Here is a 25,070-nt window from a genome sequence, read left to right as displayed (position 1 = left end):
GCTTTTGAAGCGATCCCGACCCTAAAACAAGAAGAGACCGACTCATGAAGTTCCAATCCCTGGCCCGGACCCTCGTCGCCACCTCGCTTTCCCTTTACTGTCTGACTGCCCACGCCGCGTCCCAGGCCCCGGTTGCCGCCGAGAACGGCATGGTGGTGACGGCCCAACACCTGGCGACCCATGTCGGCGTCGATGTGCTCAAGAACGGTGGCAATGCCGTTGATGCGGCAGTGGCGGTGGGCTACGCCCTGGCGGTGGTTTATCCCGCGGCGGGTAACCTGGGGGGTGGCGGTTTCATGACCTTGCAGATGGCCGACGGCCGCAAGACCTTCCTGGATTTCCGTGAAAAAGCCCCCCTGGCCGCCACGGCCGACATGTACCTGGACAAGGCAGGCAATGTCATTCCCGAGCTCAGCACGCGCGGCCATTTGGCAGTAGGCGTACCCGGCACCGTGTCTGGCATGGAACTGGCGCTGAAAAAATACGGCAGCAAACCCCGGGCGGAATTGATCGCGCCGGCGATCAAGTTCGCCGATGACGGTTTTGTCCTGGAACAGGGCGACGTGGATCTGCTGGAAACCGCCACGGATGTCTTCAAGAAAGATGCGCGCGATTCCGGCGCAATCTTCCTGCACAACGGCGAGCCGATGCAGGTCGGCCAGAAGCTGGTGCAGAAAGACCTCGCCAGGACCCTGCGGGAGATTTCCGACAAGGGTGCCGACGGCTTCTATAAAGGCTGGGTCGCCGATGCGCTGGTGACGTCCAGCCAGGCCAACAAAGGCATCATCACCCAGGCCGACCTGGACAAGTACAAGACCCGTGAACTGGCGCCGGTCGAGTGCGATTATCGCGGCTATCACATCATTTCCGCGCCGCCACCCAGCTCAGGTGGCGTGGTGCTTTGCCAGATCATGAACATCCTCGATGGCTATCCGATGAAAGACCTGGGTTTCCATTCGGCCCAAGGCATGCACTACCAGATCGAAGCCATGCGTCACGCCTATGTCGACCGCAACAGCTACCTGGGCGACCCGGACTTCGTGCAGAACCCCATCGATCATCTGCTGGACAAGAATTACGCCGCGAAACTGCGCGCCGCCATCGAGCCGCAGAAAGCCGGCGACTCCCAGAAGATCAAGCCCGGCGTGGCGCCCCACGAGGGCAGCAACACCACCCATTATTCGATCGTCGATCAATGGGGCAACGCGGTCTCTGTCACCTACACCCTCAACGACTGGTTCGGTGCCGGCGTGATGGCGAGCAAGACCGGGGTGATCCTCAACGATGAAATGGATGACTTCACCTCCAAGGTCGGCGTGCCCAACATGTACGGCCTGGTGCAGGGCGAGGCCAATGCCATCGCGCCGGGCAAGGCGCCGCTGTCGTCCATGAGCCCGACCATCGTCACCAAGGACGGCAAGACCGTGATGGTTGTCGGCACGCCGGGCGGCAGCCGCATCATCACGGCGACTTTGCTGACCATCCTCAACGTGATCGATTACGGCATGAACTTACAGGAAGCCGTCGACGCGCCGCGCTTCCATCAACAGTGGATGCCGGAGGAGACCAACCTGGAAACCTTCGCGGCCAGCCCCGATACCCTCAAGTTGCTGGAAAGCTGGGGCCATAAGTTTGCTGGGCCGCAGGACCCCAACCACATCGCCGCGATCCTCGTGGGCGCGCCGTCGTTGGGCGGCAAGCCGGTGGGCAAGAACCGTTTCTACGGTGCCAACGACCCGCGTCGCAACACGGGGTTGTCGTTGGGCTATTGACCGTTCAACGAGGGATCAGGCTGCGCGGGTCAGTGGAAGAGAGCGCCCTTGCCATGAAGGTCATTGACCGTGGATGAGGCGATTGGCGCGGCGGCGCGCGCATTGGCGGCTGGTGATCCCGTGGCGGCGCTCAATCGTGTCGCCCTGCGCAATGATGCCCCGGCCCTCGCGCTCCGCGGCATCGCCATGGCGCAGTTGGGGGACCTGGAAAAAGCCAGGAGCCTGTTGCGCCGGGCAGGTACGGCCTTCGGATCCACGGACGCCGTGGCACGGGCGCGCTGTGTCGTGGCCGAAGGTGAAATCGCCTTGGCCTCTCGTGACCTGTCCTGGCCGTCGAAACGCCTCGACGCCGCCCGTACGGTGCTCGAAGCTCACGGCGATCGGGCCAACGCCGGTCATGCACGGATCATCGAGATCCGCCGCCTGTTGCTGATCGGTCGACTCGACGAGGCGCAACTCAAGCTCATCGGCCTGGAGCCCGTCGGCCTGCCGTTGGCGTCCTGGGCGGTGTGCCAGTTGGTGGCTGCGGGAATTGCCATGCGGCGGCTGCAAGCGCAAACCGCCCGTGAGGCTTTGGAACGGGCCGGTCAAGCCGCGCAACAAACAGGGATCAGCGCGTTGAACGGCGAAATCGACAACGCCTGGCGGATGCTGAGTACGCCCGCAGCCCGGCTGATCGCTCGAGGCGAAGAGCGTTTGCTGGTGCTGGAGGAGGTGCAATCGCTGCTGGCCGGCCCGGCGCTGGTTGTGGATGCCTGCCGGTTCGGTATCCGCTGCGCGGGCGTCCAGGTCGTGCTTGTACGGCGGCCGGTGCTGTTTGCCCTGGCCCGTGGGTTGGCCCAGGCCTGGCCCGGCGATGCGTCGAGGGAAGCGCTCATGACCCAAGCCTTTGGTTTGAAATTGACGGACGAGACCCATCGCGCCCGGTTGCGGGTTGAAATGGGACGGTTGCGAGAGGCGCTGCGCCCAATGGCTGGCGTAGTCGCAACCCGGCGCGGTTTCAGGTTGTCGCCACACCATGCTCACGAAGTCGTGATCCTGGCGCGGGTCGTTGAGGAACCCCACGGGGCGGTGCTGGCATTGTTGGCGGACGGTGAAGCCTGGTCCAGTTCGGCCCTGGCGCTGGCCTTGGGCACCAGCCAGCGCAGCGTGCAACGAGCCTTGGAAAACCTGGCTGCTTGCGGCAAGGCGCAGTCGTTCGGTCGCGCACGGGCCCGGCGCTGGACAGTACCGTCAATGCCCGGATTCGCGACCGTATTGTTACTCACTGCACTGCCGTTCGATGGTTAGGATGCAAGCACACCCACCGATGAGGCGATGTGAGATGAAACGTTCAGAGGCACAAATCCTGCGTGAATACGGCCCGTACCCTGGCGTCGATTGCGTCCACGGCGTGAGCCATGACGGCGAGCGCGTCTGGTTCGCCTCGGGCGAAAAGCTTCACGCCTTCGATCCCGCCAGTGGCCAGACCGTGCAAACTCTCGACGTCCCGGCGAACGCCGGGACCGCGTTCGATGGCCAGCATCTGTTCCAGATCGCCGGCGACAGCATCCGCAAGATCGATCCGCGCACTGGCCAGGTACTGGCGACGATTCCGGCCCCCAACAGTGGCGATGACTCCGGGCTGGCCTGGGCCGAAGGTTCGCTCTGGGTCGGTCAGTACAAGGCGCGCAAGATCCTGCAGATCGATCCGGCCGACGGCAGGATTGTGCGTACGATCGAATCCAACCGTTTCGTCACGGGCGTGACTTGGGTCGATGGCGAGCTGTGGCATGGCACCTGGGAAAACGACGATAGCGAATTGCGGCGTATCGATCCGCAAACGGCGCAAGTACTGGAAAGCGTGACGATGCCGCCGGGGACCGGCGTGTCGGGGCTGGAGTCCGACGGCGCGGACCGATTTTTCTGCGGCGGGGGTGGCAGCGGCAAGGTAAGGGCGGTGCGTCGGCCGGCTCGAGATTGAACGACCTGCACAGCCCCCCGTGGCGAGAGAGCTTGCTTGCGCTGGACCGCGCAGCGGGCCCAACTTCTTGGGCCTGCTACGCACCAGAGCGCCAGTCAATCAGTTCAATCGTGTGCAGCCACCGGCGCCTTGACCCGCTCGGCCTTGCGCCAGGTCAGCAATACGATGCCGGTCACCACGATCGCGCCGCCCAGGATCTGCCCCGGGTTGAGCATCTGGTCCAGCACCAGCCAGCCGATCAACAGTGTCGCCAGCGGCTCGATGTTCATCACCGGGGCGTTGCGCGGCATGTCCAGGCGTGGCACGCACATGAACAAAACGATGAACCCCGTCCCATAAAGCACCACCAGGGTGGCGAGCGCGAACCAACCGGTGCTGCTGGCGGGCAGGTCGAGGCCGCCGGGCAGGGCGCCGGTCAGGCCGGCGAGGTTGACGCTGCTGAACACAATGAAAATCGTCAGCAGGCTGCGCACCGATCCGCGCACCTGGGACAACTTGTGATCGGTGATCCACAACGCACAAGCGAAGACGCACGCGGCGCAGAAGGCCAGGCCAACCCCCAACAGCCACTGCGGGCCGACGTCTGCCTGGGAGGCCAACCGCGTCGGCACTTCCAGCACGAACACCAGACCCACCAGGATCATGCCCATCAGTGCCGCCGTCCGGGCGGTGGGGCGCGGGCCGCCTAGGGCCCAAGTCAACAGGGCCAGGAGGATCGGGAACACGTTGCCCACCAATAGCGCCAGCGCCACCGGAACCCGGGCCACGGCGGAATACAGGCATAGGCTCTGGGCGCCGATCAGCACGCCCAGCAGCAACTGCCAGCGCCAGGCGCCGGCGGGCAAGCGAAGGCTTTGCCGTTGCCACAACACCATCGCCGCCAGTACCAGCAACGTTCCGCCCGAGCGCAGCAGGATCGCCAGCAGCACGCCGGCGCCATCATCGAACGCCGCCCGCGCGGCGACATGGTTGCCGGCAAAGGCGCACCCCATGCAAAGCAGGACAAGCACGGCGATATGGCGGGGAAAGGGAACAGGGGTATTGGATGCGGCGGTGGAGCGGGTCATGGCAGGACATCTCAAAGGGGAGTGAATTAAGCCCTTCAAAGGGCTTTTTGATTTTGTTGTCGTACAACCTGGGTCGGATTTTTAACCCATATGGCAGGAGCGAACAAGCCTGGCGCAAACCCTGATTCGGTACAGATCAGTAATACCGGCGTGTTCAAGGCGGTTTCGCATCGTCGAGGATCAGGCCGCAAGTCCCATGATGCCACCGTGTTTTACACCTTGTACGATGTCCTATCAGAGAGTAAAACAATCTTCCCCGTCCAATAATAATTAACGGAGACGTACGATGGATGCTTCGCAACCTGCAACCGCCGATCAGGGGCGCCGGATTTTCCTGAAAAAATCCCTTGTGGTCTCGGCCGCCGCCGCGACGCTGGGAAATCTTCCCGGGCTCGCCCAGGCCGCGCCTTTGAGCCAGCGCTATCCAGACCCTCTGATCAATATCCTCGACCCCAGCTTCATGGACTTGCGCATCTTCAATGCCAGCGTCGAGAAGCTCGCCGATGGCTTGCGCTGGGCGGAAGGGCCGGTGTGGATCGGTGACGGTCGTTACCTGCTGGTCAGTGACATCCCCAACAACCGCATCGTGCGTTGGGACGAAGTCACCGGAGGTTTGTCGGTGTACCGCGAGAACTCGAACTTCTCCAATGGCATGTGCCGCGATCGCCAAGGACGGTTGCTGGTCTGTGAGGGCTCGACCACGTCCACCGAAGGGCGGCGTATCACCCGTACCGAACACAACGGCACCATCACCGTGCTGGCCGACAGTTTCGACGGCAAGCCATTGAATTCGCCGAATGACATCGTCTGCAAGCGGGATGGCTCGATCTGGTTCACCGACCCGCCGTTCCAGACCGGCAATAACTATGAGGGGCATAAAGTCACCCCGGCGCAGCCCCACGCGGTGTACCGGATCGACGGCGCGACCGGCAAGCTCAGCCGGGTGATCGACGATTTGGCGGGGCCGAATGGCTTGTGCTTTTCCCCGGATGAAAAAATCCTTTATGTGGTCGAAGGGCGGGCCAAGCCGAACCGTCTGGTCTGGGCGATCACGGTCAAGGACGACGGCACCCTGGGCGAGCGACGCAAGCATATCGAAGGGCTCGACTATGCGGCCATCGACGGCATCAAGTGCGACGAGAGCGGTAACCTCTGGTGCGGTTGGGGCGGGAATGGCGACCCCAAGGCCGACCTGGAGAAACTTGACGGCGTGCGGGTATTCAATCCCGAGGGCAAGGCCATCGGGCACATTTCGTTGCCGGAACGCTGCCCCAACGTCTGCTTCGGCGGGCGAGAAGGCAACCGGCTGTTCATGGCCGGCAGCCACTCGCTGTACTCGCTGTTCGTGAACACCCGAGGAGCCACCTTCGCCTGACCCTCAGGCGCCATCAATGACTGGCTGGGGGCTTGAGTTGCCATTGCGATTGCTGCGCAATCGAGCGGGAGCAAGCTCCCTCGCCACGAACATCTAGCTTTCATCGATAAAGGGCGTCCCCGACGCCCCCGATTTCAACCCAACTTCACGTTCATGGTGATCTGCGCCGTGAATACTTTCTTGCCCTGCGCATCATGAATGTCCACCGGCACGACCTTGTCGCCTTCGGTCTGCCAATCCAGCTCGTCGCCGTTCGCGACCGCCGTCACGTCGCTCTTGGCCTTGGCCAGGTATTGCACGGTCATGCCTTTGGGAATCCACCGGGCGTCGTCGGGGATGGAAACGTTGGTCATCATGCCAGCGGCGAGCTCGGCGGCGTTGCACATGGCGATGGCGTGGACGGTGCCCAGATGATTGGTGATTTCCTTGCGAAACGGCACCTGCACGGTCGCCGCGCCTTGGCGCAACTCTGTGACCAGCGGGTTGATAGTGGAAAAGTACGGTGCCATCTGACAGGCCATTTTGCTGAAAGCATCCGGACCTGCGCTGTTGAACATACCGAGAACCTGATTCATGTGAAGCCTCGCTGACAAGTGGGGTTACGGAATAGTGTTCTAATAAAGAATAATATTCTGTAACAGAACGGTATTCTGTCGGCGGCGAATCTGTCAAGCTGTGCCCACTTCGTCACGGGCAGCCAGTGCCCGGTCCCATCCAAAAAACCGGTTATGCCAAGCATGGAAACAGCAGATCTACTCGAACGCGCCTTCCCCGGCAGAAGGGCTGAACTCAAGCGCGATATCTTTCGCAAGGCCCTGGCGCTGTTCAACGAGCAGGGCATCGAGGCGACCACCATTGAAATGATCCGCACCGAATGCCAGACCAGCGTCGGTGCCATCTACCATCATTTCGGCAACAAGGAAGGCTTGGTGGCGGCGCTGTTCTTCACCGCCCTGGACGATCAGGCGCGTTTGCGCGAGCAATATCTGTCCGAAGCAACCACCGCCGAGCAGGGCGTGCAGGCGTTGATCCATAGCTACGTCGATTGGGTGGACAGCCAACCCGAATGGGCGCGTTTCCAGTATCACGCGCGCTTTGCGGTGACCAAGGGACCGTTCAAGGACGAACTCGCCAGCCGCAACACCTCACGCAACGGTCAGCTTTGGCAGTGGTTGAGCGCGGCAGAGCAGGGCGAGGCGCTCAAGCGCTATCCCGCCGAGTTGATGTTTTCGTTGATCATCGGCGCGTCTGAAAGTTATTGCCGGGCATGGCTGGCGGGGCGGGTGCCCTCCAGCCCGAAGGCGCACCGGGAATTGTTGGCGCAAGCGGCGTGGCGTTCCATCAGCGCTGACTGAGCGATCACTGCGGGCAGCTCCACAATTCCACGGCCGGTTGTTGTGCATCGGGCGGTCCCAGCCAGTGCGCCATGGGTTGGCAAACGCCGGCATGACACAGTTGATAATCACCGGCCTGGGGCGTGCGACCGAGCTTCAACGGTTGCAGCGGTGGCAGTTCGCGGTGATATCGCCAACTGCCATTTTCCAGCCGTGCGCCTTCGGGAATTTCCATCCCAGCGCCGTTGCCCTTGACCCTGGCCTCACCCAGGATCAGGCCCTGTTCGCTGACCCGGTAATCCTCCTCCCAACGGATCTTCTCGATGGTGTGGTTCCAGGCCAACGTAAACTCGCTGAGTTCAAGTTGTGCCCAGACCACGCCGGACAAGCCCAGGCACAAGCCAATCACGCCAAGGCTCGCCCGACACGCCGGGCGCGCCAGAGGTGTTGCCCGATCAACAGCGCACCCAGGGCGAAGCCGATTTCATCGGTCAGCGGCAGGGCAACCACCAGCAATGCACCGGCGGCGAAGCACATCAGACGCTCCCAAATGGGCATTTTCTGTTGCATGTAACCGGTAGACGCCATGCCCCATAGGCCGATTGCCAGCAACGTCTTGACCAGCATGTAGGCAGTCATCCACAGGTTGTCGCCCTGGAGCATCAGCGCCGGGTTGTACACCGTCATGAACGGAATGACGAAGCCTGCCAGGGCGATGCGCACCGCCCAGAAGCTGATTTTCAGGCCGCTTTCCCGGGCAATGGGCGCGGCGGCGAAGCAGGCCAGGGCCACGGGCGGGGTCAGGTCGGCGAGGATGCCGAAATAGAACACGAACATGTGCGACACGATCAGCGGCACGCCCAATTCCAGGAGCGCGGGCGCTGCAATCGAACTGGTGATGATGTAGTTCGGAATGGTCGGGATGCCCATTCCCAGCACCAGGCAAGTGAGCATGGTCAGCAGCAGCGACAGGAACAGGTTGTCCTTGCCAATCGCCAGGATGTAACCGGCGAAGGTGGACGCCACGCCTGTCAGCGACACCACCGCGATGATGGTGCCGACCAAGGCGCAGGCGATCCCCACCGGAACGGCGTGCCGAGCGCCGTCCACCAATGCGTGCAGGCAGATGACCAGGGTTTCCCGAGTGCCTTTCATGAACCAGCAAGCCACTACCAGCACGCCGATCACCGCGAACACGATGCCGATGCCCATCCGGAAGAATCCGACGCACAGAATGCCCAGCGCGACCCAGAAGGCGCAGCGCAAGGCGTAGCTCGAGACTTTGAGGATGATCGCCGAGCCGAGAATCACGATGGCCGTCAGTGCCAGCCCGACCATGCCGGAAAACAACGGCGTGCGTCCGGAAAACAGCAGGTACACCAGCACCCCCAGCGGGATCAGCAGGAACCAGCTTTCCTTGACCGCGCCCCAGGCGCTCGGGCATTGATCCTTGGGCAGGCCCTTGAGGTCGGAGCGCTTGGCTTCCAGGTGAACCATCCAGAACACCGAGCCGAAATACAGGCACGCCGGGATCAACGCGGCCTTGGCGATTTCCACGAACGGCACGTTGATGGTCTCGGCCATGATGAACGCCACCGCGCCCATCACCGGCGGCATGATCTGGCTGCCCATGCTCGACGTCGCTTCCACGCCGCCGGCGAACGCCGCCTTGTAGCCAAAGCGTTTCATCAGCGGAATGGTGAACTGCCCGGTCGTCACCACGTTGGCGATACCCGAGCCGGTGATGGTGCCCATGAGCGCCGATGACACCACCGACACCTTCGCCGGACCGCCAAGCTTGTGACCGAACAGGCCCATGGCGAAATCGGTGAACAGCTTGATCATGCCGGCCTTTTCCAGGAAGGCGCCAAACAGGATGAACAGGAAAATGTAGGTGGCCGATACGTAGGTCGGCGTGCCGTAGAGCCCTTCGGTGCCGAAGGACAGTTGGTTGACGAGCTGATCGACGCCGTAGCCGCGATGGGCCAGGTCGCCTGGCAGGTGTTCGCCGAACAGGCCATAGGCCAGGAACAGGCCGCAGATGATCGGCAGCGCGATGCCCATCACCCGCCGCGCCGCCTCGAACACCAGCACGATCAGGACGACGCCGACGACCATGTCGGCAGTCGTCAGGTCGCCGGAGCGCTGGATCAGGTCGGCCTCGAACACCCATTGATAGAGCGCCGTGGCCATCCCCGCCAGCCCCAACGCCCAGGCCAGGGGTTGCCATGGCCTTTGCTTGCCGTGGGCCGGGTAGCTCAGAAACACCACCCACAGCAGAAAGCCCACATGCACCGCCCGCAACACAATGCTGGAAACTGGTGAGAAGGCTGCCGTGATGATTTGAAAGATGGAAAACAGCAACGCCACGTAGAACAGCGTCTTGGGCCAGTCCCGCGGGTCCGTGGCGATGCCGTGCTGGTCTTCACTCATGAGATGCCTGCCTGTTGTCGACTTGCGGATGCGAAACGCAATGCTGCAACGGCGCCGAGCGCCGTTGCAGTCCAGGGGCTATAGCGCGCCCACTTCCTTGTAGTAGCGCTCGGCACCGGGGTGCAGGGCGATCGGCAGGTTTTTCGCGGCGTTCTTCAGCGAGATGTCCTTGGCCGCTGAATGGGAGGTGCTCAGGCGGGTGAGGTTGTCGAACATCAGCTTGGTCATTTGGTAGGCCACCTCGTCCGGGACATCCTTGTGTGTCACCAGGATATTGGTGATGGCCACGGTGGGCACGGCCTCAGCCTGGCCGTCGTAGGTGTTGGCGGGGATCATCGCGCTCTGGTAGGCCGGGTTGCCGATTTTTTCCACCACGTCGGTGGGAATCGACACGTAGTTCAGCTTCATCGTTGACGCCAGGTCACGAATCGCCGCCATGCCCAGGCCAGAGGATTGCAGGGTGGCGTCCAGTTGGCGGTTCTTGATCAGGTCGACCGACTCGGCGAAGGGCAGGTATTGGACCTTCATGTCGTTGTAGGTCAGGCCGGCCGCCTTGAAGATCGCCCGGGCGTTGAGTTCGGTGCCGGATTTAGCCGCGCCCACGGAGACGGTTTTGCCCTTGAGGTCTGCCAGGGTCTTGATCCCCGATTCCTCGCTGGCAACGATCTGGATGTAATTGGGGTAGGCGCCCGCAATCGCTCGCAGTTTGGTGAGCGGTGCCTTGAAGCCGGCATCCTCCACGCCGTTTTTCGCATCGGCGACCGAGTCGCCCAAGGCCAGCGCCAGCTCCCCGCGCCCGGCTTGCAGCAGGTTGAGGTTCTCCACCGACGCCTTGGTGGCCTGGACCGACGTTTTGGAGCCCTCGATGCCGCTGCTGTAGATCTGTGAAAGCCCGACCCCGATCGGGTAATACACTCCGCTGGTGCCCCCGGTCAGGATGTTGATGAACACCGGTGGAGCCGCATGAGCGGCGGTGGTGACCGCCAAGGCTGCGGCGGCGGCCAGGAAGGTGAAGCGCTTGTTGACTCGCATTGGGAACTCTCCGTCTTGTTATGGCTTTATGCAGAGTCCCCCCACTGTAGTCGAAACGTGCTTGATGGCGAATAGGCAGTTAACGGTATGTCGGATTAAACAAGGTGGCTGCCTGGCGCCGCGCTGCTGCCGCGCACGGTCAGCTCGAACGGTAGGCGCACGTGTCGCTGGGTGATGGGCTTGTTCTCGATCAAGGCGATCAACATGTCCACCGCTTTCTGGCCGAAGGTTTCGGCCGGTTGGGAGATGGTCGTCAACGGCGGGTCGCAATACGCGGCAAACGGAATGTCGTCAAAACCCACCAGGGAAATATCCTCGGGCACCCGCAACCCCGTCTGCTTGATGCGCTTGAGCGCGCCGATGGCCATTTCGTCGTTCTCGCAGAACAGCGCGCTGGGGCGTTCGGTCAAGGCGAGCATTGTCCCGGCTCCTTCGTAGCCGGCCTTGAGGGTGAAATCCCCGTGGCAGATCAGTTCAGGTGCAAGGGCGATACCGGCGTTGCGCAGGGCGTCCTGGTAACCGGCCACACGGTCCAGGGTCAGAGGGCTGCTGCGCGGGCCTTTGATGATGCCGATGCGCCGGTGGCCAAGCCCGATCAGGTGCTCGGTCATGGCGCGCGCCGCGCTGCGGTTATCCAGGCTGATGGTCGGGTAGGGCGCGTCCTTCACCACTTCACAGGCGTTGACCAGCGGTAGCGCGTCGGTGCCGGGAGGCAGGGAGACGAAGGGGTCGCCGGCGCGCAATTGGATCACGCCGTCGGCCTGATGGGCGTAGACCAGGGCAGCGAATTCCTGCTCGATGGCTTCGCGGCCCTGGGTGTCGCACAGCAGCAGCCGATAACCGGCCGCTTGCGCCGCTTGTTGGGCGCCGCTGATGACGCGGGCGAAAAAAGTGTTGGCGATTTTCGGCACCAGGATCACCAGGTTGCCGGTACGCCGGGAGCGAAACTGCACCGCCATCAGGTTCGGTCGATAACCGGCTTGCAGCACGGCTGCGTTGACCTTGTCCCGCGTCTGGGGCAGCACCCGCTCCGGGGACTTGAGTGCTCTGGACACGGTTGCCACCGACACGCCGGCCAGCCGGGCCACTTCACGGATATTGGACAAATTCACCTCGATTCGGCGCCTTGAAAACAGGCATGACCGCGAGCTTACCGCAGGTTCGATAGCTGACAAACGCTCATTGGCGATGCAAGGGGTTTGACACGGGGCAAAACCGAGCCTAGATTCCCGTCATGATGTAACCGGTTACATTAACGATCCGGACAGAAGAGAGTCGCGATGAATCCTGTAGCACCCAAAATAAGAATGGGCTTCGTTGGCGGTGGGGAGGGTGCGTTCATCGGCCAGGCCCATCGCCAGGCGGCGGGCCTGGACGGCGGTTTCGAGCTGGTGTGCGGCGCGTTCAGCCGCGACCCTCACAACAATCGACAGACCGGTGATGCCCTGGGGCTCGCCGCGTCCCGTTGTTACCACGACTGGCAGCAGATGCTCGACGCTGAAGCGTTGCTGCCGCTAGACCAACGCATGGAATTGCTGGTGATCGTCACGCCCAATCACCTCCATGCACCGATTGCCAGCCAGGCGTTGAAAGCCGGTTTCCACGTGTTCAGCGAGAAACCCGCCGCGCTGAACCTCAAGCAGTTATTGGCCCTCAAGGACGTGTTGCAAGGCAGTCGTTGCCTCTACGGCCTGGCCCACACCTACCTGGGTTATCCGATGGTCTGGCAGGCCCGTGAAATGGTTCGCTCAGGCCTGATCGGCAAGGTGCGCAAAGTATTCGTCGAGTACCCCCAAGGCTGGCTCAGCCAGGACGTCGCCGCCCAAGGCAACAAGCAGGCCGAGTGGCGCGATGATCCGGCCCAGTCCGGGTTGGGCGGTTGCATCGGCGACATTGGCACCCATGCGTTTTCCCTGGCGGAGTTCGTCGCGGACCAACCCATCCAGCAACTCTGCGCCACCCTGGGCACCCATGTTCCGGGGCGGCAGTTGGACGATGACGCAGCGATGCTCTTCAAGATGAAGGACGGCGCCACCGGCGTGTTGCTGGCCAGCCAGGTCTGCACCGGCGAAGAAAACCCGCTGAAGATCCGCGTCTATGGCGACAAGGGCGCGCTGCAATGGCGCCAGGAAGAGCCGTCGAGCCTGATCCACCGCGCCTTCGACCAACCGCTGCGCATTCTGCGCGGGGGTGTCGGCCAGCCTTGGCTGTGCGAGGCGGCGACTCAGCGCATGCGTCTGCCGGCGGGACATCCGGAGGGTTATCTGGAGGCGATGGCCAATCTGTACGGCGATTTTGCCCGGGCCATTCGGGCGCGGGTGGAAGGGCCGGACGTTCCTGGCGTACCCGGCATCGAGACCGGTTTGCGCGGCATGGCGTTTATCGAGGCGGCCCTCATCAATCACCGGGGCGACACAAAGTGGACCGCGCTGGAAACCGGAGAATCGCAGCTGTGATCACACACGACCACACACCAGGCGGCCTGCGCGGGCCGGCGATCTTCCTGGCGCAGTTCATGTCCGATGAAGCGCCGTTCGATACCCTGGCGGACATCGCCCGATGGGCCGCCTCACAAGGCTACAAGGCCATCCAATTGCCGACCTTGGGCACGCGTTACATCGACCTGGCCCGGGCCGCCGAGAGCCAGGATTATTGCGATGAACTCACGGCCACCTGCGCGGCGGCCGGCGTCGAGATCAGCGAGTTGTCGACGCACCTGCAAGGGCAACTGGTGGCGGTGCATCCGGCGTTCGACGCGCTGTTCGATGACTTCGCCCCGGCCCACCTGCGCGGCCAGCCTCAGGCGCGCACCGAGTGGGCCATCGAGCAATTGAAACTGGCGGCTCGCGCCAGCCAGCGCCTGGGCCTGAAGGCCCACGCGACGTTTTCCGGAGCTTTGTTGTGGCCCTACATGTACCCGTGGCCGCAGCGGCCCACAGGACTGGTCGAGCAAGGTTTCGCCGAACTGGCCCGGCGCTGGCTGCCGATCCTGGACTGCTTCGACGCGGCCGGCGTGGACCTGTGCTACGAGATCCACCCTGGCGAAGACCTGCATGACGGCGCCTCGTTCGAGCGCTTCCTGCAAGCCGTCGATCATCATCCACGGGCCGCCATTCTCTACGACCCCAGCCACCTGCTGCTGCAACAGATGGACTACCTGGGCTTTATCGACCGCTACCACGGGCGCATCCGGATGTTCCACGTCAAGGACGCCGAATTCCGCCCCGACGCCCGCTCCGGTGTCTATGGCGGCTACCAGGGCTGGGTGGACCGCCCCGGCCGGTTCCGTTCCCTGGGCGATGGGCAGATCGACTTCAAGGCGATTTTCAGCAAGCTGACCCAATACGGCTTCGACGGCTGGGCGGTTTTGGAATGGGAATGCTGCCTGAAGGATTCGCAACAGGGGGCGGCCGAAGGCGCGGCGTTTATCCAGCGGCACATGATCACCAGGACGGCCAAGGCGTTCGATGATTTTGCCGGGGTCACGGCGGATGAGGCATCCAATCGGCGGTTGTTGGGGTTGTCTGGGTAACGGCTGATCGCAGAAGCCTTGTGGCGAGGGAGCTTGCTCCCGCTGGGTGGCGAAGCCGCCCCAAATACAATGTTCCAGGCAGACCGCGTTGCCTGGTTTTACGACTGCTGCGCCCGAAGCATTGGACCGGCCGAGCGGGAGCAAGCTCCCTCGCCCAAAAGCAGGCCACAAAAAGCAGGCGGCAACAGCAGCGCACGACTTTGTTTCAACAAAAACAACAACAAGACGGTGACGGTCATGACGACGATGTACGCACGCCTCAGCACGATGATGTTCCTGCAATTCTTTATCTGGGGTGGCTGGTTCGTCACCCTCGGCACGTTCCTGTCCAACACCCTGGGCGCCAGCGGCGAGCAGGTCGGCAGGGCCTTCGCCACCCAGTCCTGGGGCGCGATCATCGCGCCGTTCGTGATCGGCCTGATCGCCGATCGCTACTTCAACGCCGAGCGCATCCTGGCGGTGTTGCACCTGGTGGGCGCGGTCTTGTTGTACCGGTTGTATTCGGCGGTGGACTTCAGCGCGTTCTACCCGTTCGTGCTGGCTTATATGGTGATCTACATGCCGACGTTGGCCCTGGTCAATTCCGTGGCCTTCCGGCAGATGCGCGACCCCGCGCTGGAATTCTCGCGGATTCGAGTCTGGGGCACCCTCGGTTGGATCCTCGCCTGCGTGGTGATCAGCTATGCGTTCGCCTGGGATTCGCGCGAGTCGATCTCAGCGGGCGGCCTGCGCAATACTTTCCTGATGGCCGCGGTCGCTTCGCTGGTCCTCGGGCTCTACAGCTTCACGCTGCCCGCCACGGCACCGCTCAAGGAGCAGGCGAGCACCAGCGGCATCAAGCAGTCCCTGGGGCTCGATGCGTTGGGCCTGCTCAAGGATCGCAGCTACCTGGTGTTCTTCATCGCCTCGATCCTGATCTGCATTCCCTTGGCGTTTTATTACCAGAACGCCAACCCGTTCCTGGCCGAAACCGGGATGACCAACCCGACGGCGAAAATGGCCATCGGGCAAGTCTCCGAGGTGCTGTTCATGTTGCTGTTGCCGCTGTTCATCCAGCGCTTCGGCATCAAGTTGGCGTTGCTGGTGGGCATGCTGGCGTGGGCGTTGCGCTACGTGTTGTTTGCCTATGGCGATAACGGTGAGCTGGCATTCATGCTGTTCATCGGCATCGCCCTGCACGGCATCTGCTACGACTTCTTCTTTGTCTCGGGGCAGATCTACACCGACGCCAAGGCGCCCAAACACCTGCGCAGCTCGGCCCAGGGCTTGATAACCCTGGCGACCTATGGCGTGGGGATGTTGATCGGTTTCTGGGTGGCGGGGCAGGTGACCGATCACTTTGTCGTGGCAGGCGGGCACGATTGGAAAAGCATCTGGCTGTTCCCGGCCGGTTTTGCGCTGGTGGTATTCGTGTGTTTCCTGCTGACCTTCAGCGGTCGGCAAGGGGTCGTGGCACCGTCCGAGGCATGAGCAAGGGCAGAACGTCAGTCACTTGTGACTGACGCTCAGCTTGGTGTACGTCACTTTTCCGCCTTCGTTGGAGTAACCCTTGTTGTCCAGCGTGTAGACGCCGGCCTTGAAATAGAAGTCGTAGCCGTACCAGGACTTGTCGAGCTTCACCTTTTTGCCACTGTTGCCGATCAGCACCGAGAGCTGGCCTTGCTTGTCCATCTGCAGTGTATAGGAGAAGGACTTGTTCAACGGCACCTTGGGCACGGTGTAGATCACCGGGCTTTTCTTGTCCTTGGGCTTGACCCGGTATTCCACGTCAATGTTGCCGGTGCCGTTTGCATAGCGGTAAACCAGTTTCAACAACGGCGTCGGCGCATTCTTGGCGTGAATCTGCGCCACCACTACACGGCCTTCCGAAGGCACCTGGTTGACCGTCAATTCACCCTTGAGGGTGTTGACGCCACTGTTGTAGCGCCAGTTGCGGTGTTTCCCGTCCCGGCTGGTTTCCCGCAGTTCTGAGCGCGGGTAATCGCTGTTACCGGTATGAGAGCCGGTGACGGGGGCCCAGAAGACAATCCTCTGGCCGTTATTGTCGAAATACTTGTTTTTCAAACTCGGCATGGCTTTGGTCGCCACGACCTGCGCGGGCGTTTGCACCGGCAGGGTGACGCTCCAGACCGTCACGTCAATCATGATGAAACCCTCCAACGGGACCGGCCGCTATCTGGCGGCCGGCAAGACAAAAAACAGCCATCCGTGGCGTAGTCTTGATGTTATCGACGAGGGTCTGTTTCGCTGGAGGCGTACCTGACGGATGGCTCTGTGATAAGCCCCTCAGGCCGAAAAACCGGGCAGGTTATCCTGTGTCATTTTGTTGCTGATCGGGTAGAGTACGCGCCGCCCGAGAGATGGATCCCGGGCGTTTTCCCATGGAGCGTCAAATGAACCACCTCAGCAAAGTTGTCGCCTGCGCACTGTTCGGCCTGGTCCTGGCGGGTTGCACCGGCACCCCGATGAAGACCCAGCAATACGACAGCAGCCAATACACCGTCGTCGGTCACAGTGAAGCCAAGGCCACCGGCCTGCTGCTGTTCGGCGTGATCCCGATTCGCCAGAACAACCGTTTCGTGCGCGCCCAGAACGCAGCGATCCAGGCCAAGGGCGGCGACGCCATGATCAACACCCAAGTCCAGGAAAACTGGTTCTGGGCCTGGGTCCTGACCGGTTACACCACTTCGGTTTCCGGTGATGTGGTCAAGCTGAAGAACGTTCAGTAAACCCAAGCGTTAAAGGTAGGCGAGCTTACCTGTGGCGAGGGGATGAATCCCCTCGCCACAATAGCCCCCGATCATGCCTCCTCTTTCAGCGTCCTCCCACCACCATGTGACTGAACGGCGCCACATACGCCTGCAATGTCACCAATCCGCCCACCAGAATCGCCAGTACCACCGAGTGGAAAAACACGTAGCGCAGGATTTCTCCTTCGTGGCCGTACCACCGTGTCGCGGTGGAAGCGACCACGATCGACTGGGCGTCGACCATCTTGCCCATCACCCCGCCTGAACTGTTCGCGGCAGCCATCAGCACCGGGCTGATCCCCAGCTGTTCCGCCGTGACCCGCTGCAGACCGCCGAACAGCACGTTGGAAGCGGTGTCCGAACCGGTCAGCGCCACGCCAAGCCAGCCCAGCAGGGTGCCGAACATCGGATAGAAGATGCCCGTCGCGGCGAACGCCAGGCCCATGGTGGCGTCCAGGCCCGAATAACGCGTGAGGAAACCCAACGCCAGCATCGCCACGATGGTGATCAGCGAATAGCGCACCACCCAGAGCGTTCGCAGGTATTGGCGCACCAGTTGCGGGATGGAATAACCCATCAGCAAGCCTCCCACGATTGCCGCCAGGAAGATGCCACTGCCGGTGGCGGTGAACCAGTTGAACTTGTAGACCGCTTCCTCGGTTTTAGGCTGGGGCACTACGGGCGGGACTTTTTCGATCTGTTGGTGGATGGTGCCGAAGGTCAACAGCGGCGAGAAGATCGGATTCGCCTCGCGCATCGGCTTGCCTTGGGGGTCGAGCCTGGCCGATTGCGTCTGCGGGTCGATGGCCGGGCGGGTGTCGAAAATGTTCTTGAAGCCCTGGGTGCCCCAGGCGAATACGAACACCGTGAGGATGATCCACGGCATCCAGGCGCGCAGCACGGCGGGTCGAGCGTCATTGGAAAACGCGGCGCTGGCCACTGGTGTTTGTTGTTCGCTGGCGTCAATCTTCGAGTCGTCGTGCCGGCCGGTCAGCGCCGCCGAGGTGTGAATCGTGGCCGGTTTCCAGATTTTGAGAAAACCGGCCAGGCAGGCCATGGATATCAGCGCGGCAATCACGTCCACCAGCATCGGCCCGTGGTAGTTCGACACCAGAAATTGCGGGATAGCGAAGCTGACACCGGCCACCAGGATTGCGGGCCATACTTCAAGCATCTTGCGCCAGCCGGCGAACGCCCAGATCAGCCAGAACGGTACGATCACCGAGAAGAACGGCAGCTGCCGGCCGACCATCATCGACAGCTCCATCTCATCCAGGCCGGTGACCTTGGCCAGTGTAATGATTGGGGTACCCAGCGCGCCGAAGGCCACGGGAGCGGTGTTGGCGATCAATGCCAAGCCCGAAGCGGCCAGCGGCGAAAAGCCCAGCCCGATCAGGATCGCCCCGGTTACCGCCACCGGCGTGCCAAAACCCGCCGCGCCTTCGAAAAACGCGCCGAAACAAAAGGCGATCAACAGCAACTGCAAGCGGCGGTCATCGGTGATGCGCGCCAGGGAATCCTGCAGGACCTTGAACGAACCGTTCTCGGTGGTCAGTCGGTGCAGGAAGATAATGTTGAGCACGATCCAGCCGATGGGCAGCAGCCCGTTGGCCGCGCCATAAAGCGCCGCTGAACCGGCCATGTCGGCGGGCATGCCGAAGGCGAAAATCGCGATGAGCAACGCCGAGGCCAGGGCATACAGCGCCGCCAGGTGTGCCTTGACGTGAAAGAACGCCAGGGACGCCAGCATCACCACCACCGGGACCGCCGCCAGGAACGTCGACAGCACCGCATTACCGAAGGGATCGTAGACTTGTTGCCAGACCATGTTCCACCTCTGCTTTTTATTGTTGGAAGCGCAGGCCCCGGGGGGATTGGCAGAGAAGTATAGGCGGGGATTTGTCGCTGGATTGTCCGCGACTCCCTTTGTGGCGAGGGGATTTATCCCCGCTGGACTGCGCAGCAGTCCCAAGTTCTTTGCCATTGCAGAAATCTTGGGGCGGCTTCGCCACCCAGCGGGGCGGTGCGACGTTTCGCTAAATCCCCTCGCCACAAAGAGAATGTGCAACGGCTATCGCGCTTCGACGTTTTCCAGCGCGCGGTTGGCGAGCATCGCGCCCAGTTCGATCAACTGCAGGATGCCCAGGGCAACGTGTCGTCGCGAGCCGTCCAGGTCGAACGCCAGGTCGTTGATCATGGCATCGGCCGAGGCGAGGGTTTCGCTGAGGTTGGCGAGCAGGGCTTCGGTGTCGATGCCTTCATTCACGGTGAACAGCCGGCCTGGGTCAGTTTTCGATTGGCTGGACTTGGGCTTGAGGTAGAAGTCGAGGGCGCGGTCGGCGGCTTCGTCTAAGTCTTTCGAGTCGGCTGGATCGGTGTCGGGAGGGTTGGGGGTTACTTTGAACATAGTGAAGTTCTCATGTGGAATTTAGAGAAGCTTTCGCCCTCGCTACCAAACGAAGGGTGGCGGCCATACGAAGGTTGGTAGACCGGTCCACATGAACACCGGCGCGCCCGAAGACGCCCTACGCATGGCCACCATTGATACAGATGCGCAAGGGCACCTCAAAAGTGAAGCTGTGCGTCATGTAGAAGCCGGGCTACCAAACCCGATCGCTGATGTTCAGCGACCGAGCAACAGTAAAGCCCGGCCCCAAGGCGCACAAGCCGGCGGATTCTGGCGTAGTTGTAGGTAAGGGCGCAAGGCGACGTAGCCCGAACCCGAAGGATCCTACAACCGAATAAACACAGCCCTCTGTAGGCTGAAAAGATGGGTTAACACAGAACCCGCCACAAAAGCACCTCGCTTGTTTGAGGTCTGCCGCTCAGCCCTTCGCCGCCATCGCCGTCACTTCCACCCGCATCCCTTCAACCGCCAACGCCGCCACGCCGACAGCCGCGCGCACGGGCCAGGGCTTGGCAAAAAAGCGTTTGTAGACTTCGTTGAAGGCCGCGCGGTCGGCCATGTCGGTGAGGTAGATGGTCAGGTGCAACACGCGGTCCATGGAACTGCCGGCGCGTTCCAACGCGGTCTTGAGTGCCTGCAACGTGCATTCGCTCTGCGCCGTGATATCGCCCAGTTCCAGGCTGCCGTCGGCGCGGGTGGGGATTTGCGTGGAAACCAGCAGGCCGCCGAAGCCGGCGACGTCCGAAGAGATGGAGTCCGTGTCCGGGTCGGGAGTGAACGTGATGTCTGGGTTCGCCATGGAAGTCTCTTGCTCGTAAAAGAAAAAAGGCCAGTCACTTCAAAGCGACTGGCCCGCCAGTTTAGCGCCGATTATCGAGCTGTCAGCGATTTCCGCAACTGGGGCGGATAACGGTCACCGGCGACCCTGGACCATCCGCTTGGCGGTCAGCACGTGCTCCAGTTGCGGTTCGTCGACGGCCACGTGTGCAGCCATGTGTCGTGCCTGTTCCCAATCCAGGTCAGGGCGCAACCACTGGAGGGCGTTTTCGCCAGTGAAGGCCAGCAGTCGCTGCTGTTGATTGGCTATGTCGCCATAAGTCACCAAGGCCAGCCCGTCGCAACCGTTGGGCGTTTCACTGGCCTGGGCCAGGGCGGCGAGAAAGATGGGCGACGACTGCCGCGAAGTCGTATAGCTCAGGCGGTTGGCCTGGGCGGGCGCGATGGTGTCCGAGGCGGCTTCATACCAGCCGTCCACCGCTACCAGGACGCGGCCGTCGCGCTTGATCCGGTCAAACACTTTGGAGCGCATCACCAGGTGCAAGGGCAGGTGGGTCAAGGGCGGCATCGTGCCCATCGACCAGACGGGCGACCACCCCCAGCGCACCTTGATGCTTTCCAGGCGCCCGCCACGGTTGCGGATGGCGCTGACCTGCATGTTCGGCTTGATCACGCTTTGTCGGTCATGAAGCGCGGGAGCCACCGCGGCGTGAAGGCTGTCGGCGGACAAGCTTGATTGGTTGGCGCCGAAGGGCTCGCGCTGGGCAAAGAACGCCAGGGAATCCTTGGAAGAAACAGGCTGAACGAAACATTCACACATCGCGAAAACTCCAGGCAGATTTGTACGACACCCCCCGCCGTGAAAGCCCTCGGACCGCTTCGTTTGCGGTGGGCTGCGGCGGTGTTATGTACCTCCGAGCCGGCGCGCCAGCCCTTGGTTCGAAAATCCTTGTCGCGACCTGATGAGCGGAAAATCAAGCGGCATTTCATCCACTTATGCGACCGCTCATCGTCTGCGTGGAGAGCTGCGCATTTCTCCAGGGTCGTTCGTTTTGTGCCCCAGCGCCGTTGCTTCGACGGTGCTTCGCGTGGCCTCTGATGAAGGAGATCGACCCATGACCAAAATCGATAATCTGCTGGATAACAAAGGGACGCCCCTCGACAAGCAGACCTTTACCTGGCGTGAGCTGGCCGGCAAACCGATCAGCAAACTGGACGACGATGCGTTCACCCGTGTGCGGGTGATATTGATGAACGGCGTCGAGTCCGACGCCCTGCGCCTCAAGCATTTCGGTGCGCGTTTCCACAAGGAGCTGCAACTGCCCCTGGCTCAGGTCAGGCGTGCCGAACACCATCAGATGACGGCCATCAATTGGTTGCTGTCGGCGGATCATTCCCCCCTGGAAACCACCGTGGCCTACGAACAGGTCGCCATCGAAGTCACCGCCGCGGTGGCCCAGAACGAGCCGGATCCTTACCAGGCGCAGACATACCGCTTCGGTTTGCTGGAAGATTTCGACCACCTCTACCGTTACGCCGCGATGCTTGATCGCCTGGAAGGCAAGGACGCCAATAACATCCTGCAAGGCTACACGGACATCGTGCCCGGCCGGCCCACCAGCGAGCACCACCGCGCCCCCGGCGATGACCTTCGAGACAACTATCAGAAGGACAGCGCCGCACTGATCACCAAAATCCATGCCGCGCTGATTACCGGCGCGGAATACCAGACCCACGATTACTACATGAACATCGGCCCGCTGTTCGCTGACCCGGTGGCACGGGCGTTGTACGCCGAGATTGCCTCGGTGGAGGAACAGCACGTCACCCAGTACGGCTCGCTGCAGGACCCCAGCGAATCCTTCATGGAGAAGTGGCTGGTGCATGAGGCAATGGAGGTCTACACCTACGCCAGTTGCGCCGAGCAGGAAGAAAACCCGCGCATCAAAGCGATGTGGGAACGCTTCCTCGACTACGAACTGGGCCACTTGAACCTGGCCTGCGAGTTGTTCAAGAAGCACGAACGGCGCGATCCCGCCGAAATCCTGGCCGGTCCGCTGCCACGCATGATTGCCTTCAAGAGCCAGCGCGATTTTGTCCGCGAGACGTTGTCCCGGGAAGTCGACCTGCGCGCCCATGGCATCGACTACGTGCCCAAGGAGCGCGAAGGCCATGCGTCCCTCGACTACCGCGCCCAGCTCAACAGCGAAGGCGTGCCCGCCAACATCGCCTCGGCCGGCTACACCTTCAAGCCCGGCTCCGAACTCAACCCAGTGGGAGAACAGCAATGAGCGAACGCCAAGTCACCATCGGCATGAATCGTACCGGTACCCAGATGTCTCCCGAGGACACGGCTCGCCAACTGGAAGCCACCCGACTGTTCCCGGCGGACGTGCCCGGCGACATCAGCGACTACACCGCCGAACGCGAGCGCGCCATTCGCGAGGCCGACCTGATAGGCTCGGTGCCGGCGCCAGGCTCGGTCAAAGGCATGGTCAAGACCGCGTTGGACAAGACCATCGGCAAGGCGCCGGAAGTGTTGCTGGACAAGCTCGGCGAACGCCTGGCCTTCGAGCGCACCGGCGTGAGGCTGTATGAGGCGATGGTCGCCAAGGCCACGTCCGCGCCCGGTGCCGACCCAGCATTGGTGGAAACCTTGCGTCAGATCCAGGCCGAGGAACTGGAGCACATGAACATTGTGCGCGAAGCTATCGAAACCCTCGGCGGCGACCCGACGGCCATGACGCCTTGCGCGGACGTGGCAGGCGTCAAGGCCATGGGCGTGCTGCAAGTATTGACTGACCCACGCACAACCGTCTCGCAATCGATGAGCGCGATCCTGACCATCGAACTGGAAGACAACGCGGCTTGGGAACTGCTGATCGAGCTGGCGCACAAGGGTGGTCATCCGCTGATCGCCAAGCGCTTCGGCCATGCGCTGGAACAGGAGGAAACGCACTTGGCCACGGTGCGCAACTTCATCAAGCAAGACCTGCTTGCGCAAGTGAGCTGAGCTTGCTTGTAACTGGCTCCACCCTGGTTGACCCGGGGTGGGCCGCTGGTTCGAACTTCAAAAGGACAACCGCCCGTGAGTGAAACCGACCTTGAGATGGAATTGAAAGCCTGGCGGCTTTTGCTCGAAGACGACGCGTATCGCCTGGACTTTCCCGAGGATTATCGCGACACGCTGATTCGGCGCGCCGATGAATTGGTGTTGCATCAATTTATCAGCCTGGAGGACTGGCAACTGCTCAAAGATGCGGCCGATCAGGCGTATCAGCAGACCGTGGAGATGCTTTCGAGGAACCAGCGCGATTGTTTGAATGTGAAGGGGATGCGGTTGCCTGGTGGCTGAATGCGAGGGCCTCGTCGCGAGCAGGCTCGCTCCCACACTCGTCCTTCAGCAGCAGCGCAACCGACGTCAACACTGCCCCCTATGGGAGCGAGCCTGCTCGCGATGAGGCCGGTACATCCAGCATATTCCTTCACTGAAACCCCGCCATCGTCGGATCGCCGCACGGAGCAGGCTCGCTCCCACATTGGATCTCCCCATTTGGATTCATCCCTGTTCAACACTCGGCCAGACCACCTCCTTGCGCTCGGCCCGAGGGAAGTTCAGGCACTGCCAGCGCCAGGCATCCTCCAGCATCCGCTCAAGCCCATGACGGGCGCTCCAGCCCAGTTGTTCGGCGGCCTTGCCAGGGTCGGCCCAGCACCGGGCGATATCGCCCGGGCGACGCGCCTCAAAGGCCAGCGGCACCGTCTCACCGGTCACGCGCTCGAACGCGCTGACCACCTCCAGCACCGAATAACCACGCCCAGTGCCCAGGTTCCAGATGTGTACACCGGTCTGCCCACGCAGAAACTCCAGCGCCCGCAGATGTCCCTCGGCCAGGTCTACCACATGGACATAATCCCTGATCCCCGTGCCGTCCGGCGTCGGGTAGTCGGAACCGAATATCCGCAGCACCTCCCGCTCACCGTTGGCTACCTGCAACAGGTACGGCAAAAGGTTGTTGGGCGTCTGCGTCGGCGTCTCTCCCAGTAGGCCGGAGCAATGGGCGCCGATGGGATTGAAATAGCGCAGCAGGCCGATGGACCAACGAGAGTCCGAATTCGCGGTGCAACGCATGACATGCTCGGCCATCAGCTTCGACTGGCCATAAGGGTTGGTCGGCTGTCCCGTTGGGCAGGTCTCGGCGATGGGCATCTGTGGGCAATCGCCATAGACCGTCGCCGATGAACTGAACACCAGGTTGAACACGCCGGCTTCGGCCATGGCCTGGCACAGCGTCACGCTGCCACTGACGTTGGTATCGAAATACCGCAGCGGCTCGCGCACGCTTTCGCCCACGGCCTTGAGCCCGGCGCAGTGAACGACGGCTTCGATGGGGTATTCCTTGAACACGTTATCCAGCGCCCGTCGGTTGCGCACGTCGGCATAGACAAAACCGGGCTCGCGTCCCGTCACGTCCGCAATGCGCTGCAGTGTCCCCCGGGAGCTGTTGCAGAGATTGTCCAGGATCAGCACCCCGTTGCCCTGGTTCATCAACTCGACCGCCACATGGGCACCTATGTAGCCCGCACCACCTGTTACCAGAATCATCACTCAATCCCTCTCGGTTGTC

Annotated in this window: 24 protein-coding genes; 12 read left to right on the top strand and 12 right to left on the bottom strand. The window is 62.1% G+C overall.

Going from position 1 to position 25,070, the window contains the following annotated elements; all coding sequences use genetic code 11:
- The first annotated feature begins 44 nt into the window (after positions 1–44).
- From ggt to DOCECA_RS11900, 3 genes are all read left to right on the top strand, one after another.
- A complete protein-coding gene (gene ggt, locus DOCECA_RS11910; RefSeq protein ID WP_445572038.1) occupies positions 45–1,772 on the top strand; it encodes a gamma-glutamyltransferase in 1,728 nt (575 codons plus the stop codon).
- Positions 1,773–1,841: 69 nt separating this feature from the next.
- The gene (locus DOCECA_RS11905; protein WP_445572037.1) at positions 1,842–3,062 is read left to right on the top strand and encodes a helix-turn-helix domain-containing protein; all 1,221 of its coding nucleotides are present in this window, start codon (positions 1,842–1,844) and stop codon (positions 3,060–3,062) included.
- Positions 3,063–3,096: 34 nt separating this feature from the next.
- Positions 3,097–3,735, top strand: a complete 639-nt coding sequence (locus DOCECA_RS11900) for a Vgb family protein (protein WP_445572036.1) — start codon at positions 3,097–3,099, stop codon at positions 3,733–3,735.
- A 104-nt stretch (positions 3,736–3,839) separates the two neighbouring features.
- Here the strand turns inward: DOCECA_RS11900 and DOCECA_RS11895 are convergent, their stop codons facing one another.
- The gene (locus tag DOCECA_RS11895) at positions 3,840–4,727 is read right to left on the bottom strand and encodes an EamA family transporter (RefSeq protein WP_434564123.1); all 888 of its coding nucleotides are present in this window, start codon (positions 4,725–4,727) and stop codon (positions 3,840–3,842) included.
- Between the two features lie 361 nt (positions 4,728–5,088).
- On the opposite strand from DOCECA_RS11895, the gene DOCECA_RS11890 reads away from it, so the two are divergent.
- On the top strand, positions 5,089–6,177 hold the full coding sequence (locus DOCECA_RS11890) for an SMP-30/gluconolactonase/LRE family protein (protein ID WP_420765897.1): 1,089 nt from the start codon (positions 5,089–5,091) through the stop codon (positions 6,175–6,177).
- 134 nt (positions 6,178–6,311) lie between these two features.
- Here DOCECA_RS11890 and DOCECA_RS11885 read toward each other — a convergent pair whose 3' ends face one another.
- The gene (locus DOCECA_RS11885) at positions 6,312–6,752 is read right to left on the bottom strand and encodes a hotdog fold domain-containing protein (protein ID WP_445572035.1); all 441 of its coding nucleotides are present in this window, start codon (positions 6,750–6,752) and stop codon (positions 6,312–6,314) included.
- Between the two features lie 162 nt (positions 6,753–6,914).
- Between DOCECA_RS11885 and DOCECA_RS11880 the strand changes: the two genes are divergently transcribed.
- Positions 6,915–7,532: a TetR/AcrR family transcriptional regulator gene (locus tag DOCECA_RS11880; protein ID WP_420765899.1), complete on the top strand. Its 618-nt coding sequence runs from the start codon at positions 6,915–6,917 to the stop codon at positions 7,530–7,532.
- A 4-nt stretch (positions 7,533–7,536) separates the two neighbouring features.
- Here the strand turns inward: DOCECA_RS11880 and DOCECA_RS11875 are convergent, their stop codons facing one another.
- From DOCECA_RS11875 to DOCECA_RS11860, 4 genes are all read right to left on the bottom strand, one after another.
- The gene (locus DOCECA_RS11875; protein ID WP_434559553.1) at positions 7,537–7,920 is read right to left on the bottom strand and encodes a DUF1850 domain-containing protein; all 384 of its coding nucleotides are present in this window, start codon (positions 7,918–7,920) and stop codon (positions 7,537–7,539) included.
- Entirely contained in the window at positions 7,917–9,944 is a 2,028-nt protein-coding gene (locus DOCECA_RS11870; protein ID WP_420765901.1) for a TRAP transporter permease, read from the bottom strand. The genes DOCECA_RS11875 and DOCECA_RS11870 overlap by 4 nt, the downstream gene beginning before the upstream one ends.
- Positions 9,945–10,022: 78 nt before the next feature.
- Entirely contained in the window at positions 10,023–10,976 is a 954-nt protein-coding gene (locus tag DOCECA_RS11865; protein WP_434559551.1) for a TAXI family TRAP transporter solute-binding subunit, read from the bottom strand.
- Between the two features lie 95 nt (positions 10,977–11,071).
- The gene (locus DOCECA_RS11860) at positions 11,072–12,082 is read right to left on the bottom strand and encodes a LacI family DNA-binding transcriptional regulator (protein WP_445572164.1); all 1,011 of its coding nucleotides are present in this window, start codon (positions 12,080–12,082) and stop codon (positions 11,072–11,074) included.
- A 174-nt stretch (positions 12,083–12,256) separates the two neighbouring features.
- Between DOCECA_RS11860 and DOCECA_RS11855 the strand changes: the two genes are divergently transcribed.
- From DOCECA_RS11855 to DOCECA_RS11845, 3 genes are all read left to right on the top strand, one after another.
- On the top strand, positions 12,257–13,432 hold the full coding sequence (locus DOCECA_RS11855) for a Gfo/Idh/MocA family protein (RefSeq protein WP_445572034.1): 1,176 nt from the start codon (positions 12,257–12,259) through the stop codon (positions 13,430–13,432).
- Between the two features lie 59 nt (positions 13,433–13,491).
- Positions 13,492–14,508 (top strand): sugar phosphate isomerase/epimerase family protein, encoded by a 1,017-nt coding sequence (locus DOCECA_RS11850; protein WP_445572163.1) that lies wholly within the window; start codon positions 13,492–13,494, stop codon positions 14,506–14,508.
- Between the two features lie 237 nt (positions 14,509–14,745).
- Positions 14,746–15,978, top strand: coding sequence for a nucleoside permease (locus tag DOCECA_RS11845; protein WP_445572033.1), 1,233 nt, complete (start codon positions 14,746–14,748; stop codon positions 15,976–15,978).
- A gap of 18 nt (positions 15,979–15,996) precedes the next feature.
- On the opposite strand, the gene DOCECA_RS11840 is transcribed toward DOCECA_RS11845, so the two are convergent.
- Positions 15,997–16,653 carry a polysaccharide lyase family 7 protein gene (locus DOCECA_RS11840; RefSeq protein ID WP_445572032.1) on the bottom strand — a complete coding sequence of 219 codons (657 nt, stop codon included), beginning with the start codon at positions 16,651–16,653 and terminating at the stop codon, positions 15,997–15,999.
- Positions 16,654–16,901: 248 nt separating this feature from the next.
- Here DOCECA_RS11840 and DOCECA_RS11835 point away from each other — a divergent pair, with 248 nt between their 5' ends.
- Positions 16,902–17,237 (top strand): hypothetical protein, encoded by a 336-nt coding sequence (locus DOCECA_RS11835; protein WP_420765907.1) that lies wholly within the window; start codon positions 16,902–16,904, stop codon positions 17,235–17,237.
- A gap of 85 nt (positions 17,238–17,322) precedes the next feature.
- Here DOCECA_RS11835 and DOCECA_RS11830 read toward each other — a convergent pair whose 3' ends face one another.
- The 4 genes from DOCECA_RS11830 to DOCECA_RS11815 form a co-directional block, all read right to left on the bottom strand.
- Positions 17,323–19,086, bottom strand: a complete 1,764-nt coding sequence (locus tag DOCECA_RS11830; protein WP_434559547.1) for an L-lactate permease — start codon at positions 19,084–19,086, stop codon at positions 17,323–17,325.
- Positions 19,087–19,329: 243 nt separating this feature from the next.
- Entirely contained in the window at positions 19,330–19,665 is a 336-nt protein-coding gene (locus tag DOCECA_RS11825; protein ID WP_434559545.1) for a DUF6124 family protein, read from the bottom strand.
- Positions 19,666–20,083: 418 nt separating this feature from the next.
- On the bottom strand, positions 20,084–20,464 hold the full coding sequence (locus DOCECA_RS11820; protein WP_420765910.1) for a RidA family protein: 381 nt from the start codon (positions 20,462–20,464) through the stop codon (positions 20,084–20,086).
- 114 nt (positions 20,465–20,578) lie between these two features.
- Positions 20,579–21,262 (bottom strand): SOS response-associated peptidase family protein, encoded by a 684-nt coding sequence (locus DOCECA_RS11815; protein WP_434606493.1) that lies wholly within the window; start codon positions 21,260–21,262, stop codon positions 20,579–20,581.
- Positions 21,263–21,557: 295 nt separating this feature from the next.
- On the opposite strand from DOCECA_RS11815, the gene DOCECA_RS11810 reads away from it, so the two are divergent.
- From DOCECA_RS11810 to DOCECA_RS11800, 3 genes are all read left to right on the top strand, one after another.
- The gene (locus DOCECA_RS11810; protein ID WP_420765912.1) at positions 21,558–22,733 is read left to right on the top strand and encodes a hypothetical protein; all 1,176 of its coding nucleotides are present in this window, start codon (positions 21,558–21,560) and stop codon (positions 22,731–22,733) included.
- Positions 22,730–23,455: a ferritin-like domain-containing protein gene (locus tag DOCECA_RS11805; RefSeq protein WP_420765913.1), complete on the top strand. Its 726-nt coding sequence runs from the start codon at positions 22,730–22,732 to the stop codon at positions 23,453–23,455. The genes DOCECA_RS11810 and DOCECA_RS11805 overlap by 4 nt, the downstream gene beginning before the upstream one ends.
- Before the next feature lie 75 nt (positions 23,456–23,530).
- Positions 23,531–23,797, top strand: coding sequence for a hypothetical protein (locus tag DOCECA_RS11800; protein ID WP_420765914.1), 267 nt, complete (start codon positions 23,531–23,533; stop codon positions 23,795–23,797).
- Positions 23,798–24,001: 204 nt separating this feature from the next.
- Here the strand turns inward: DOCECA_RS11800 and galE are convergent, their stop codons facing one another.
- Positions 24,002–25,048 (bottom strand): UDP-glucose 4-epimerase GalE, encoded by a 1,047-nt coding sequence (gene galE / locus DOCECA_RS11795; RefSeq protein ID WP_420765915.1) that lies wholly within the window; start codon positions 25,046–25,048, stop codon positions 24,002–24,004.
- Positions 25,049–25,070: the final 22 nt, after the last annotated feature.

The sequence above is a fragment of the Pseudomonas sp. E102 genome, assembly GCF_052660185.1.
Note: the sequence above shows the minus strand (reverse complement) of the source record. Positions and strands in the feature narration are given on the sequence as shown.